At 72.2% G+C, this 14,102-nt stretch carries 8 protein-coding genes; 2 read left to right on the top strand and 6 right to left on the bottom strand.

Going from position 1 to position 14,102, the window contains the following annotated elements; all coding sequences use genetic code 11:
* Positions 1–182: 182 nt before the first annotated feature.
* Positions 183–1,424, bottom strand: coding sequence for a DUF6777 domain-containing protein (locus tag ACGFZW_RS15595; protein ID WP_393893626.1), 1,242 nt, complete (start codon positions 1,422–1,424; stop codon positions 183–185).
* A gap of 221 nt (positions 1,425–1,645) precedes the next feature.
* On the opposite strand from ACGFZW_RS15595, the gene ACGFZW_RS15600 reads away from it, so the two are divergent.
* Positions 1,646–2,983: a streptophobe family protein gene (locus ACGFZW_RS15600; protein WP_393893627.1), complete on the top strand. Its 1,338-nt coding sequence runs from the start codon at positions 1,646–1,648 to the stop codon at positions 2,981–2,983.
* A gap of 62 nt (positions 2,984–3,045) precedes the next feature.
* Here the strand turns inward: ACGFZW_RS15600 and ACGFZW_RS15605 are convergent, their stop codons facing one another.
* From ACGFZW_RS15605 to ACGFZW_RS15615, 3 genes are all read right to left on the bottom strand, one after another.
* A complete protein-coding gene (locus ACGFZW_RS15605) occupies positions 3,046–4,023 on the bottom strand; it encodes a serine/threonine-protein kinase (RefSeq protein ID WP_393893689.1) in 978 nt (325 codons plus the stop codon).
* 62 nt (positions 4,024–4,085) lie between these two features.
* Positions 4,086–5,153: a hypothetical protein gene (locus ACGFZW_RS15610; protein WP_393893628.1), complete on the bottom strand. Its 1,068-nt coding sequence runs from the start codon at positions 5,151–5,153 to the stop codon at positions 4,086–4,088.
* A gap of 16 nt (positions 5,154–5,169) precedes the next feature.
* Entirely contained in the window at positions 5,170–7,515 is a 2,346-nt protein-coding gene (locus ACGFZW_RS15615) for an FHA domain-containing protein (protein WP_393893629.1), read from the bottom strand.
* A 505-nt stretch (positions 7,516–8,020) separates the two neighbouring features.
* On the opposite strand from ACGFZW_RS15615, the gene ACGFZW_RS15620 reads away from it, so the two are divergent.
* Positions 8,021–9,460, top strand: coding sequence for a nucleobase:cation symporter-2 family protein (locus ACGFZW_RS15620; protein ID WP_393893630.1), 1,440 nt, complete (start codon positions 8,021–8,023; stop codon positions 9,458–9,460).
* A gap of 95 nt (positions 9,461–9,555) precedes the next feature.
* Here ACGFZW_RS15620 and ACGFZW_RS15625 read toward each other — a convergent pair whose 3' ends face one another.
* Together ACGFZW_RS15625 and ACGFZW_RS15630 are read right to left on the bottom strand one after the other, a co-directional pair.
* Positions 9,556–10,278 carry a transcriptional regulator gene (locus ACGFZW_RS15625; RefSeq protein WP_393893631.1) on the bottom strand — a complete coding sequence of 241 codons (723 nt, stop codon included), beginning with the start codon at positions 10,276–10,278 and terminating at the stop codon, positions 9,556–9,558.
* A 798-nt stretch (positions 10,279–11,076) separates the two neighbouring features.
* Positions 11,077–13,866, bottom strand: a complete 2,790-nt coding sequence (locus ACGFZW_RS15630) for a SpoIIE family protein phosphatase (protein WP_393893632.1) — start codon at positions 13,864–13,866, stop codon at positions 11,077–11,079.
* Positions 13,867–14,102 lie beyond the last annotated feature (236 nt).

Genomic DNA, 14,102 nt, shown 5'->3' on the forward strand with positions numbered 1-14,102 from the left:
ACCCCCCCCCCCCCCCCCCCCCCCCCCCCCCCCCCCCCCCCCCCCCCCCCCCCCGCGGGGGCCCCCCCCCCCCCCCCCCCCCCCCCCCCCCCGCCACCGTCCGTCGCCGTCCGTCAGGGCGTGACGGACCAGGGGGCGCTCTCCAACTCCTGCGTCAGACCCCGCGGGCCGGGCGGGCCGCCCTAGGACTCACCACCGGAGGCCGAGCCCTGGGAGGCGGAGTCGGGTGCCTCGCTCGGCGGGGCCGGGGAGTCGGGGCCCGGCGTGTCACTGTCCGGCGGCGCGGACGAGGTGCCGGGCGCCGAGGGCGGTGAAGCGGGCGTCGACCCGGGCGGTTCGGAAGGGGGCTGCGAGGTCGGTGTCGGCGACGAGGGGGAGGCGGAGGGCGTCCGCGTCGGCGGTGTCGTCGGGACGTCCGAGCCACCGGTGTCGCCCTGGGGGCGCTGGAACCACTGTCCGGTGTCCGGGTCGACGAGGACGAAGACGTTCACCACCGTCGTGGCCTCCTGTACGACCACCACGTTCGAGGAGCGGTAGGCCGGCCAGGACTTGCCGACGGTCTTCGGTGTTCCCTTGACGGCCACCGGAGGCGTGAGGGGGTTCCCGCAGGCGCAGCGCACCCGCGGCACCCCACGGGAGTCGACCATGACGGCCGTGCCGGTCTGCAGCACCGCCTGGTAGGCGGTGGCCTTCCCGTCCTTGAAGCCGTGGTTGGTGACCCGGGTGTCCATACGCAGCTGTACGGGTGTCAGCGACCGCAGGTACGACGGGATCGAGCCGGTGTCGATGCCCGCGACGCCGGCGAACGCCGCGGCCTTGGTCCGGTCCTTCTGGAGGAAGGCGATCTGCTGATCGACGTCGCAGCTCGCGGCGTTCCGGCTGCCGCCGTACAGGCCGGGCGCCGAGCCGCGGACGCCGGTCGTGCCGTCGTCCCCGCCGGAGGGCGCGGCGGGTGTCGCCGTCGGGGAAGCGGGTGCGGAGGAGTCCTTCGCCGTCGACTCGGTGTAGGGGTCCGGGCCCTCGGCGGCGGCGGGCTGCAGGAACACCTCGCCCGAGCCCGAGGTGCCGTCCGGGCGGGTGAGCACCACGGTCAGGACCACGGCGGCCACCACGGCGGCCGAGATGATCGCGACGCGCGGCGCGGAGCGCCACCAGGGCTTGCCGCCGCCCCGCCCACCGGACGCGCCACCCGCGCCGCCGTCGCCCCCGGAGTCACCGCCGCCGCTGCCGCCACCGTCGCCGGGGCCACCCGGTGTGGTGGGAGGCCCCGGCGGTGCCGGCTGCTCGGGCGGTCCCTCCTGCGGGCCGGAGTCGACCTGGGTCGGCTCGGGCGAAGGGCCGGCGGGTGAGCCCGAGGAGGGGTCGGACAGTGGCCCCGACGGCGGGCCGGTCGGGTGGCTGTCAGGCGGCGGTGGCGTTGTCACGGGCCCCTCTTCCGATCTTCCGACGCGCGTGGGCCATCCGGCGATGCGAATTTTGCCCGTATTTGCCTATATCAAAGCCATTGTGTGCCCCGGCACGGCGGTGTCCGCAAGCGGGGCGGCCCGCTCGTGCTTACGGTGGTTCAAGGCGTCCCCACGGCACGGCACATGTCGTTCGGGCGAGTTGTCACCCCTCGGTCCCGCCCGCCCGGCAGGAGACTTGCGTGAGCCAGATGCGAGGCCATTCGCCGGCCGGCCCCGACAAGCCGTCACGTCCCGTCGGCGCGCCGCCGTTGGTGCGGGCCTGGGCGGAGGCTCTGGGGGCGGCCGCGGCGGGCATCGTCGCGATGTTCGTGGTCGCCGCGCTCGGCCTGTGGGCCGCGGGGGCGGGCGACCTGCCGGGCGGGGCATTTCCCCGGGTGGTCGCCGCCGTTGTCGTCATCGCGGCAGGCGGTTCGGTGGACCTGTGGGGCGACGCCGGCGTCATCGTGCAGGCGGACGCGGCCCTGGAGGTCGTGCCGCTGTCGGTGACATTGGCCGGCGTCCTGGCCACCGCCACCGTCTTTCTGCTGCCGCTCCGCCATCGGGCGGTGGCCGGCACCGGAGAACTGCTCGGCCGGGTCGCCCGTACCGCCCTGTTCTGGCTGCTCTTCCTGCTGTTCCTCGCCCTGGCCGCGCGCCACAGTTTCCGCATCTCGCTCGGCGACGACACCGCCGACGACCTCGGCGCGGAATTCGGCGCGACGCCCACCGTCAGTTTCCGCGCCGATGTCCCCGCCACGCTCGGTCTGGGGCTGCTGTGGCTGGTCGCGGTGCTCGCGCTCACCTTCCTCATCTCGCGCCGGGCGCCGCTCTCCTCCGGACTGCTGCACTTCCAGAACTCCGTACGGCCGCCCGGGTTCGCGATGCTGCTGGTGCTGCTCGGCTATGTCGTGATCGGACTGATCGCCGGCGTGGTGGTGCTCCTCACCAAGGGCCATCAGGCGGAGACCTTCGCGGTCATCTGCCTCGGCCTGCCGAACCTGGTGTGGATGGCGCTGGGCGTCGGGATGGGCGGCGCCTGGACGGGACACGTCGACAAGGGCATCGGTCTGCCCATGCCGCATGTGCTCGACCAGGCGCTGCGCAGCCGTGGCGGTGACCGCACCCTCGACGTGGGCGCCCTTGCCGCATACGACGGCCGCGCCTGGCTGTTGGTGGCCCTGGCGGCGGTGGTGCTGCTGGCCGCCGCGTTCGTCGCGGCGGTCCGTGCGCCGGCCGGGGTACCTGCCTGGCGGCACGCGCTGGAGATGGCCGTCGCCCTGGCGCTCACCCTGCTCGTCGTCGGACTGCTCACCGAGGTCTTCGCCCACTACGGCCTCTCCCTGATGGGCATCGGGGACCTCGGCGGCCTGGGAGGCGAGATCGTCCTGCAACCGGAACTTCTGCGGCTGGTGGGTCTCGGCGCGGCCTGGGGGCTGGTGACGGGCTGGCTCGGCAGCCTTCTGGCGCGCCGGGTCCTGCACCGTGGCCAGGTGCCGTTCGCCGAGGCGCGCCGCCCCGGGCCCTCTTCCGGCGCCTGACCTCTCCCCTTTCCCGGACCGGCGCCCAGGCCCCCGGGCGCGGCTCGCGTTCGGAAGGACCGCTAGGGCCGGCCCGGGAACACCGGTGTCGCCCAGCGCGGTGGGGGAGGGGGAGCCGTGCTGCGCGGACCGGTCTGTTCCACGTCGACGTCCACCCTGGTCGGCGCATGCTCCTCGGGCCGGACCGCCGTCGCCCCGCGCGGCACGGTTCTGCCCGCTGTCCGCAGCGCGGTGACGAACCCGCGGCAGGTCTCGTAGCGGTCCTCCGGTGCCTTGGCAAGCGCCGCGGCCAGCACGGTGTCGACGGCGGGCCCGAGGTCGGGCCGCAGCGTCGTCAGGGCCGGGGGCGGATCGTACTGATGCGCCCAGAGAAGCGCCATGTCGTCGTCGCGGCGGAACGGCGGCGCTCCGGTCAGCATTTCGAACACGACGCAGGCCAGGCTGTAGACGTCGCACCGGCCGTCCACCGGGCGCCCCGAGATCTGCTCCGGCGCCACATAGTCCAGCGTGCCCACGAACTGCCCGACGCTGGTGAAGCCGGTCAGCGACAGGGACTTCTTCGTCAGCCCGAAGTCGGTCAGGTAGACGTGCTCGGGGCGGTCGCTGTCGGTGCCCTCGGCGACCAGGATGTTGCCCGGCTTGACGTCCCGGTGCACGAGGTCGTGCGCATGGGCGGCGTCCAGCGCTGAGGCCACCTGGAGGGCGATCCGGCAGGCGGTCTCCAGGGGCAGCCTGCCGTCGCGGTCGAGCAGCGCACGCAGGTCCCGGCCCTCGACATAGCGCATGGCGATATAGAGGACGCCGTCGGTCTCCCCGGCCTCGAAGACCGGCACGATGTGCGGATGGTCGATGGCCGCGGCCACCCGGGACTCGTGGGCGAAGCGCCGGCGGAAGGTGTCGTTGCGGGCCAGTTCGGGGGCCAGCAGCTTCACCGCGACCGTGCGGCCGAGTCGCAGGTCCTCGGCGCGGTAGACGACGGCCATGCCGCCCCGGCCGATCTCGTCCTCCAGTAGATAGGCCGCGATCCGACGCCCCCGCAGCCCGGAGGCATCGGCTGCGGTCGAGCGTTCCCTCGGCCGGTCGGGCGGCGTCCCCTCGCCCCTCACCCGAAGTCACCCGGGCGGGTGGGCGGATGGTCTGGTGGCGGCGGGTGCGGTGTGCCAGGGCGGTCGGCGCCCTGCTGGATCGCCCGGGTCTCGTCGGGGTCCTGCTCCTCCGGTGTGCGGGCCCGGGCAGGGGCGCGCTCCGTCTCCTCTCGCGGCGCAATGGGCGAGGCCTCGTGCGAAAGGTCCTCCGGGCGGACGGTCCGTGTGGCGTCGGGGAGGAGCTCATCGGGGCGTACGGCGCGGGTGGCTTCCGGCGGTGTGGTGTCGGGGCGTAGGGCGGGAGTGGCCTCCGGGGGGAAGTCGTCCGGCCGGACGACGCGGGTCGCTTCGTAGGCGGCTTCGGCCGGTTGCGGCGCGCTGCGGCCGTCCGCGCCCGTCTCGCCGGGCGCCAGGACCGTGGTCTCCTGCGCCTCAGGAGCCGAAGGCGGTCCCGCGGTCGACGCCCCCGCCCCCGACGCCCCATGGGCCCCAGCCTCTCCGCGAGACCGCGGCGCCTCGTACGACCGTGATGTCTCGTACGGCCCCGATGCGCCGTACGACGGCGACGCGCCGCCCGTATCGTCCGGCGCCGGTGACGTCGAAGGCCGCGCGCTCACCGCGTAGGTCTCCATCGACGGCCCGTCGCAGTAGCACCACCGCTCGTGCCGCGCGTCGTACAGCCAGACCGCTTCGCCGTCCACGACGACCCCCACCCGCATGCCCCGGGTGCGCTGTCCGAACGACTCGCCGTCCAGCCGCCCCGCGGCCAGCTCCTCGATCAGCCGCCGGTAGCGGCTCAGTTCGCCCTCGACCGCGCCCAGCAGCGGCCGGGGGTCCGCGGTCCTGGCCGCGGGCTGACCCGCCGCCGGCGGGCCGTGCGGTACGGACAGCAGCAACCGCCCGTCGACCCACGCCGACCAGCCGTTGGAGCACAGCGCGAGCGCCCAGTCGCCCCGGCGCTCGACGACCTGGACCGGCAGCAGCGGGTCGAGCGGCACCAGCGGCCGGGTGGCGTCCGGGGCCGACCAGGTGGCCATGCCTTCCGGCGGGACGACATGGCTGGGGAGGAAGGCGGGCGCGGTCACAGGCGGCTCCTCGGCGCTACTTGCGCATGATCTCGGGCTCGCGCCGCCGCAGCAGCTTGGTGACCAGGAACCCCAGCACGAGGCAGAGCACGACCAGCATCCCCAGGTTGAGCAGCCAGACCCCCGCCGAATGCTGGAACAACGGGTCCGAGGTGATGTCCGTCGGCACGATCCGGTGCAGATCGATCGTGCCCGCCATGGCCCCCAGCGCCCACCGGGAGGGCACAAGCCACGCCAGCTGCTCCAGCCCCGGGACGCCCTGGAGCTTGAGCAGCGCGCCGCAGAAGACGACCTGCACGATCGCGAGGAGGACCAGCAGCGGCATGGTGACCTCCTCCTTCCGCACCAGGGCGGACACGAAAAGGCCGAGCATCATGGCGGTGAAGGCCAACAGCGCCACGGCGAGGGTGATTTCGATCAAGGGTGGCAGCAACACTCCTTTGCCGTCGGGCGTGTTGAGCTTCACCCCGAACAGCGCCACCATCGTCAGGACGACGGCCTGTACGACCGTGATCACTCCCAGCACCAGCACCTTGGACATCAGGTACGCCGAGCGGGACAGGCCGACGGCCCTCTCCCGCTGGTAGATCACCCGCTCCTTGACCAGTTCGCGCACCGCGTTGGCGGCGCCCGTCAGCACCGCGCCGACGCACAGGATCAGCAGCGCGTTCAGCGCCGAGTCCTTGGTGAGCCGGCTGCCGGCCAGGGCGTGCGCCATCGCCCCCATCACGAACGGCAGCGCCACCATGATGATCAGGAACGTCCGGTCCGCGGTCAGCGCCGCGGCGTACCGGCGGACCAGGGTGCGCAGCTGTGCGCCCCAGCTCTGCGCCTTGGGCGCGGCCACCGGGCCCCGCGGGGACTCGGGGGTGCGCCGCGGCTGCCGGGAGTCGGCGGCGATGTAGTGCCGGTGGAGGTGGGACCCCCGGAACTGCCCCGCCCAGTCCCGGTCCTGGTCGTTCTCGAAGGCCTCGAACGCCTCCGGCCACTGCGCGAACCCGAAGAACGGCAGGGCGTCCTCCGGCGGGCCGTAGAACGCGATCCTGCCGCCCGGTGCGAGGACCAGCAGCCGGTCGCAGACGTCGAGGCTCAGCACGCTGTGGGTGACGACGATGACGGTCCGGCCGTCGTCGGCCAGGCCGCGGAGCATATGCATGACCGACCGGTCCATGCCGGGGTCGAGACCGGAAGTCGGCTCGTCGAGGAAGAGCAGCGACGGCTTCGTCAGCAGTTCCAGCGCCACGCTCACCCGCTTGCGCTGGCCGCCGGAGAGGCTGTGGATCGGCTGCTTGACGCGCTGGTCCAGCCCCAGCTCATGGATCACCTCGTCGACCCGCGCCTGCCGTTCCGCTTTCGCGGTGTCCTCGGGGAAGCGCAGTTGCGCGGCGTAGCCGAGGGCCCGGCGCACGGTCAGCTGGGAGTGCAGGATGTCGTCCTGCGGTACGAGCCCGATGCGCTGGCGCAGCTCGGCGTAGTCGCGGTACAGGTCGCGGCCGTCGTAGAGCACGGTGCCGCCGTCCGCGGGGCGCAGCCCGGTCAGTGCGTTGAGCAGCGTCGACTTCCCGGCGCCGCTCGGTCCGACCACGGCGAGCAGCGACTTTTCGCCGACGGGGAAGGAGACCGTGTCGAGCAGCGTCCTGCGCCCCTTGTCGACCCGTACGGCGAGGTCCTGGACGTCCAGCGACACCTCGCCGGTGTCGATGAATTCCTGGAGTTCATCGCCGACGAGGGCGAAGGCGGAGTGGCCGATGCCGACGATGTCACCGGGGATGACGGCGGCGCCGGTCACCGGCTGGCCGTTGAGATAGGTGCCGTTGTGGCTGCCGAGGTCGACGATCTCGTAGCCCTCGGGGCCGGACCGCAGTTCCGCGTGCCGGCGCGAGACCACGAGGTCGTCGATGACCAGGTCGTTGTCCGGTGCGCGGCCGATCCGTATGGTCCGGGCCGCGGGGAGCGGCCGTACCGAACTCGGCTGCCGGAACGTGTGGGTGCCGGCCGGGTGGGAGACGGCGGACGGCCGTCGCGCCGACTTCTCGGGCCGGGGCACGCCGGTGAGCACCGCGCACGGGCCGTCGGCGGGGTTGCCGAACCGGATCACGCTGCCGGGGCCCACGCCGGACTGCTCCACCCGCCGCCCGTCGGCGTACGTCCCGTTGGTGCTGCCCTCGTCCTCCACCAGCCAGTGCCCGGACGTGGCCCGCAGCACGGCGTGATGCCAGGAGACGCGGGCGTCGCTCAGCACGACATCGCTCGTCGGATCGCGCCCCACGTGGTAGATGCGGTGCGGATCGATCACCTGCGAGTCGCCGTTGGACTCCACGAGGAGTTCAGGTGCGGGAGGGGATCCCGGCCGCTCTGCCATACAGGAATTTTACGGCGGGGGGCCGGGCCGCGCCTGTTTGCCCGGGGCGCCCCGCCCCGCACGGGGCCGCCGTCGCCGAGCCGTGCGGCGCGTCGGGCGGCGGCGGCGAACGGTGGTGCCGGACGGACCACTTAAGAGGGCATGCGGGGTGCGAATCCGCGCGATGACCCGGAAAGCGAAGGGTGTCCTTTTCCCTGCCGTGTGCCGTTCTCTTCCGGCTGTGTACGGGTGTGGTGTCCGGTTACTCGCGGGAAAGTGCGGGGGTCAACTATGGTGAGCGCTTCGATTGATCCCACCTGCAAATTCCATGGAAATGCCGGAATTTGCTGCGTTGATCGAAGGATGTCCTGTCGAACCAGGACGCAATGTGCAGCGCAGGGCTACGTGGTGTCGGCAACACCGCCGAGCGTCGGCTTTGTATGACCCAGCCGGCCCGTCCTGTCATCCGGGACACGACGGCGCCGGGTTCCCTCTTATTCACCTACCTCGTGAAGGCAAGGCAGAGATGGCACGAGTCTCCCGACAATCCTCCCAGCAGTTCCCCCGGCAGAGGGCGCACCCGGTCGACGAGGTGCTCCCCGTCGGCAAGCTCGCCCTCTACGGGTTCCAGCACGTCCTTGCCTTCTACGCGGCAGCGGTCATTGTCCCGATCCTTCTGGGCAACTCCCTGGGGCTCTCCCACGACGAGCTCGTCTACCTGATCAACGCCGACCTGCTGACCTGCGGTGTCGCCTCGATCATCCAGGCACTCGGCGTCTGGAAGATCGGCGCCAAGCTGCCCCTGGTCCAGGGCGTCACCTTCACCGCCGTCTCGCCGATGATCGCCATCGGCCTGGGGGCGGGCGGCGGCACCGCCGGCCTCCTCGTGGTCTACGGTGCGGTGATCACTGCGGGCATCGCGACGTTCCTCTTCGCACCCTTCTTCAGCAAGCTGGTGAAGTACTTCCCGCCGCTCGTCATCGGCACGATCCTCACCATCATCGGGCTCACGCTGATACCCCAGGGCCTGCAGGACGCGGCCGGCGGTGCGCAGTTGATCGGGAAGCCCGAATACGGCGACCCCAAGAACCTCCTCTACGCCCTGGGCACGCTGCTCTTCATCCTCGTCGTGGTGCGGGTCGGCAAGCCGTATCTGAGCAGCCTGGCCGTCCTGCTGGGCCTGGTCGTCGGTACGGCGGTCGCCTGGCTCCTGGGCGACGTGCAGTTCGGCGCGGTCGGCGAGGCCGACTGGTTCGGCGTCAGCACCCCGTTCCACTACGGCCTGCCGAAGTTCGAGCTCTTCCCCATCATCGCCATGGTGGTGGTCATGCTGATCACGATGGTGGAGACGACCGGCGACGTGTACGCCATCGGCGAGATCACCGGCAAGAGGGTCGACAACGACACCGTCGCCCGGGCGCTGCGCGCGGACGGCGCCGCCACCGTCCTCGGCGGAGTGTTCAACTCCTTCCCCTACGTCGCCTTCGCCGAGAACATCGGTCTGGTGCGGATGTCCAGGGTGATGAGCCGGTTCGTGGTGGTCGGGGCAGGCGTCTTCATGATCATCCTGGGCCTGCTGCCGAAGGCGGGCAGTCTGGTCGCCGTGATCCCGCACCCGGTGCTCGGCGGGGCGGCCATCTCGATGTTCGGCATGGTCGCCGCGGTCGGCATCCAGATCCTGGGCAAGGTGGACCTGCGCGAGGAGCGCAACGCCCTGATCCTGGCGGTCAGCCTGGGCGCTTCGATGCTGCCCACGGTGGTCGGGCCGTTCTTCGACCGGATGCCGGACGACGTCCGCGCGGTCCTCGACAGCGGCATCACGCTGGGCGGCCTCACCGCCATCGTGCTCAATCTCTTCTTCAACGTCTTCACGCGTCGCAAGTCGATGGAGATCGACTGGGACGACATCGAGGACGACGAGTCGGCCGAGCCGGCCGATCCGTACTTCGGCGCGGCCACCCGCTGAGCCGGACCACGGCCGCGGGCGGGGAGGGCACGGCGGTCCGCCGGCGCGTTCCCCGCCCGCCGCGGTGTGCCGCGGGGCTCGGCGAGCCGTGGCGGTCAGCGACCGACGGTGTTGAACGGCGGCGCCTCGCCCGCCTCGCCGATCAGCTCCCAGAACCGGTCCACCAGGCGGCGCAGATACGCCGAGCGCTCGGCCGCGACCTCCTTGAGGCGGGCATCGTCGTTCCGGGCCACCACATGTCCCATGTAGCGCTCGGAGAACTCCTGGAACTCCCCGTTCATGGTGCGCAGCGCGTCACCGACCCTGGTCTTGTTCAGGGTGGTGATCTCCGTGACCGGCCCGACGTGTGCCTTCCAGCGCCCGTCGATGGCCGACCGCAGGTGCCGGCCCAGGTCCTCGACCTGGCCCATGACGTCGATCAGCTTGCGCAGCGACAGACCCAGCGCCTCCACCAGGGCCTTGGTCTGCCGGTAGTCGCCGGTCCACTGCTGGGCCGCCTCCGCGGCCCGGTACATGTCCGGGTCCATGCCGATGATCTGCGCCAGCCGGTCCGTGCTCAGCTGCCGGGCCAGCCGGTGCTCGGCCAGGGTGCGCGGTTCGACACCCATCAGGACGGTCGGCGGGCACCACAGGACATCGGCCAGCACGAAGAGCTGCTGCTCGGTGGGCAGCTGGGAGCCGTACTCCCAGGCTTCGACCAGCTCGGGGCGGACCGGGGCGCCGCACGCCGTCATGGTCTGGGCGACCTGAGCCGTGGTCAGGCCCACCCGGGCGCGCGCGGATCTGGACTCTGCGGGGGAAAACGGAGTGCTGTACACGTGCGGGACACCTCGCTGCACCCGGGGAGCGGGGGGCGCTTGGGGGAGGGGGGACATGGAGGAACATCCAGGAGCGGGCAGATTAACAGATGGTCGAGAGGTACGAACCGACAGTTCCCCTTCGACTCGAAGGTGGCAGCACCCACGCGCGATCCCGGGGGACGAGATGTGCCTTTTCTGCTGATACACCTCATCAACTCGCTTACCGGGTATAGCAGATCGACCGGTGCGTACCGGTCGGTAAGGGCGTGGGGAGCCGTCTCGACGGGGTGACGTAATCAGAGCGTTACGCGGATGAAGGGGCGGCGTCGCAGTGATCGCGGAGGCCGGCGTTGCCGACGGCCCGCATACGGGCCGACCGGTGACAGCTCACCAGAATCCGCTCCTCCCCCCACAATCCGACCAGGAGGGGACCCTTCATATGCGAGACCAGCCGGAGTGCCCTCGCGCGCTTCGCTCCTCGACCGACCCACGTCCTCACGCGACGGGCCGATTCCCCCGGAGACGGCTCTTTCAGGAGGCCACTCTTGTCATGGATGTGGCAAATGTGCGAGAGGTCGTACGACGCCTTCCCCCCGGCCGTCGCGATCGTGCTGCTGGTGGCCGTGCCCACGGCGGTGGCGAGCTACTGGCTCGTCGAATAGCCGGCGAGCCTCCTCGGCCGCCTCAAGGACGCCGCCGACCGCCCCCGCGAGTTCTATCCGGAGCCGGTCCGCCTGACCGCGGCGGCGCCCGGCACCGAGCGCGGCTGATGTGCACCGCCGCGGCCCGGCGTTCTCCCGCGCCGGACCGCGGCGGTCACAGCGCCGGCTCGTCCCACTGGTCGAGGATGTCCTCGGCGAGCCCGGGGCCGGGCTCCTGGTGTCCGGCGTCGAGACTCTGCTCGGTCCAGATGATCTTGCCGTTCGGGGTGTAGCGGGTACCCCAGCGGTCGGCGAGCTGGGCCACCAGGAACAGGCCCCGGCCGCCCTCGTCGGTGAGCGCGGCCCGGCGCAGATGGGGTGCGGTGGCGGCACCGTCCGCGACCTCGCAGATCAGCGCCCGGTCGTACAGCAGGCGGACCCGGATCGGCTGGGTGCCGTAGCGGATGGCATTGGTGATCAGCTCGCTGAGGATCAGCTCGGTGGTGAACCCGATGTCCTCCAGCCCCCACGACTCCAGCCGCCGGCTGCACGCCGCGCGCACCCGCGCGACCGCGGCCGGGTCGGACGGTACGTCCCACTCGGCGACCCGCGCCGGATCCAGCAGGCGGGTCCTGGCCACCAGCAGCGCGATGTCATCGCTCGGTCGGGTGGGGAGCATGGTGCTGAGGACGGCCGCGCACACTTCCTCCGGAGTGCGGTCCGCCCCACCCCTCAGGGCGGAGCGCAGCAGCGCGAGGCCGGTGTCGAAGTCGTGCTGACGGCCCTCGACGAGGCCGTCGGTGTACAGCACCAGCCGTGACCCCTCCGGCAGCGGGATCTCCGCGGTTTCCACCGGCAGACTGCCGCCGAGCCCGAGCGGCGGCGCCACCGGCACGTCGGGGAACGTGACCGTGCCGTCGGGCAGCACCAGGGCCGGCCCCGGATGGCCCGCCCGCCCGAACGTCGCCCGCCCGTCCACCGGGTCGTAGATGGCGTACAGGCAGCTGGCGCCCGTGATGCCCGCCCGCTCGCCCGACTGCCCCGCACCGTTGTCCTCGCCCGCCCGGTCGGTGTCGATCCGGCTGACGAGTTCGTCGAGGTAGCCCAGCAGCTCCTCGGGCGGCAGATCCAGGGCCGAGAAGTTGTGCACGGCGGTGCGCAGCCGGCCCATGGTGGCCGCGGCATACAGTCCGTGCCCGACGACGTCACCGACGACGAGGGCGACCCGGGCGCCGGGCAGCGGGATGAGGTCGAACCAGTCACCGCCGACCCCGGCCTGCGCGGGCAGATAGCGGTGGGCCACCTCCAGGGCGGACTGCTCCGGCAGGACCCGGGGCAGCAGACTGCGCTGGAGGGTGACGGCGGTGGTGTGCTCGCGGGTGTAGCGGCGGGCGTTGTCGATCGAGACCGCCGCCCGGGTGGCCAGCTCCTCGGCGAAGACCAGGTCCTCCTCGTCGAAACGGTCGGACGCGCCCGAACGCCAGAACGTGGCCAGCCCCAGCACCACCCCACCGGCCTGGAGGGGAACGCTGATCAGCGAGTGGATGCCGTGTGCCAGCGCTGCGCGGGCCCGCTCGGGATCCTGGGCCCGCCAGCGGTCGGCCGTCCGCAGGTCGCTCTCCGGCACCGGCCGCCCGCGCGCCACCTCCGACGCCATCGCGGTGCCCGGAAGGAAGCCGAGCAGCTCGCCCGGCGGGTACAGCGGTGAGTCCTCCGCGAGGCCGCGGACGACCACCCGGTGGGCCTCCTGGTCCGCCCCGGTCGGTCCCTGTCCCCGCAGCACCGCTTCCTTCAACTCCACGGTGACGATGTCGGCGAACCGGGGCACGGTGACCTCGGCAAGCTCCTCCGCCGTGCGCACCACCTCCAGCGTGGTGCCGATCCGCATCCCGGCGTCGTACAGCAGCCGCAGCCGTTCCTGCGCCTCCTCCGCCCGGCCGGCCAGCACCCGCAGCTCGGTGGAGTCCCGCAGCGTCACCGCCGTCCCCGCAGGCCCGCCGTACGGGGCGGTGGGCCGGACGTTCACCGCGAGCAGGCGGTCGCCGGACGGCAGGACCTCGTCGGTCGCCTCCGTCCCCGAGGTCAACAGGGCCAGCAACCGCGGTTGCAGTCCCAGCTCCTGCACATGGCGGCGTTCGGCGTCCTCGGGGAGGTGCAGCAGGCGTCTGGCCTCGTCGTTGGCCAGCAGCAGCCGGCCGTCGCCGCCCACGATCAGCACGCCTTCGCGTACCGCGTGCAGCACCGCGTCGTGGTGGTCGAACATCCGCGTGATCTCGGCGGGATCCAGGCCGTGCGTCTGCCGACGCAGCCGGCGGCTCACCAGCGCCGCGCCGCCGGTCGCCAGCGCGAGCGCGCCCGCGGCGGATCCCAGCAGCAGCGGCAACTGGTGCCCCACCCGCTCCTGGGTGTTCCGTACGGTGATCCCGACGGACACCAGCCCGGCGACCTTTCCGTCGCGGTCCTTGACGGGGACGGTGGTGTTGACGGCCGGCCCGACGGACGTGGCGAAGGTGCTGGTGGTGGTCTTCCCGGCGAGCCCTTGCCGGTACGAGCCGATGACGTGCTCGCCGATCAGGCTCGGATCGGGGTGCGTCCATCGCAGACCGGTCTTCGGGTCGAACACGACGATGTAGTCGAGATCGGCCTCCTTGCGCGCCTCCTCCGCCCTGGGCTGGAGCCGTGCGGTGGGGTCGGAGGACTGGATGGCCTCCAGCGTGCCCGGCGCGTGCGCGAAGGCCTGGGCGCCGACGACGGAACGCTGGCGGGCCTCTTCCATGCCTGCGCCGCGGGCCTGCAGGACGAGGACCACCACCGCGGCGACGACGAGCACCAGGGCGAGGGCGAGCTGGAGCAGGAAAACCTGACCTGCGACGCTGTGCTCGCTCAGCAGGGAGCGAAGGCGTCGCCTCGGGGAGAGGCGTGCCGACGGGGGGCCGTCACCCTCTCGCCCGAAATTTTCCTGCATACACCATATCTAGCATTGTGTTCAGCTATTGGGCGTTCGGCGGCCGTACGCCACGAGGGCGGGCCCCTCCGGCGGCGGCCGGAGAAATGGGTGTGCACAACGGTGCTTCGGCCGGAGCGGGGGGCCGGGAATTAATTGTGTGGCGCGGCTGCCCGTGCTCTGTCTATCGTGAAGGCGTTCCGCACGGCGCCAGTTCGGCTGCCGTGCCCGGCTGTTGACGGACCAGGAGGTGTGAC

The organism is Streptomyces sp. NPDC048248 (assembly GCF_043201875.1).
Lineage (GTDB): Bacteria > Actinomycetota > Actinomycetes > Streptomycetales > Streptomycetaceae > Streptomyces.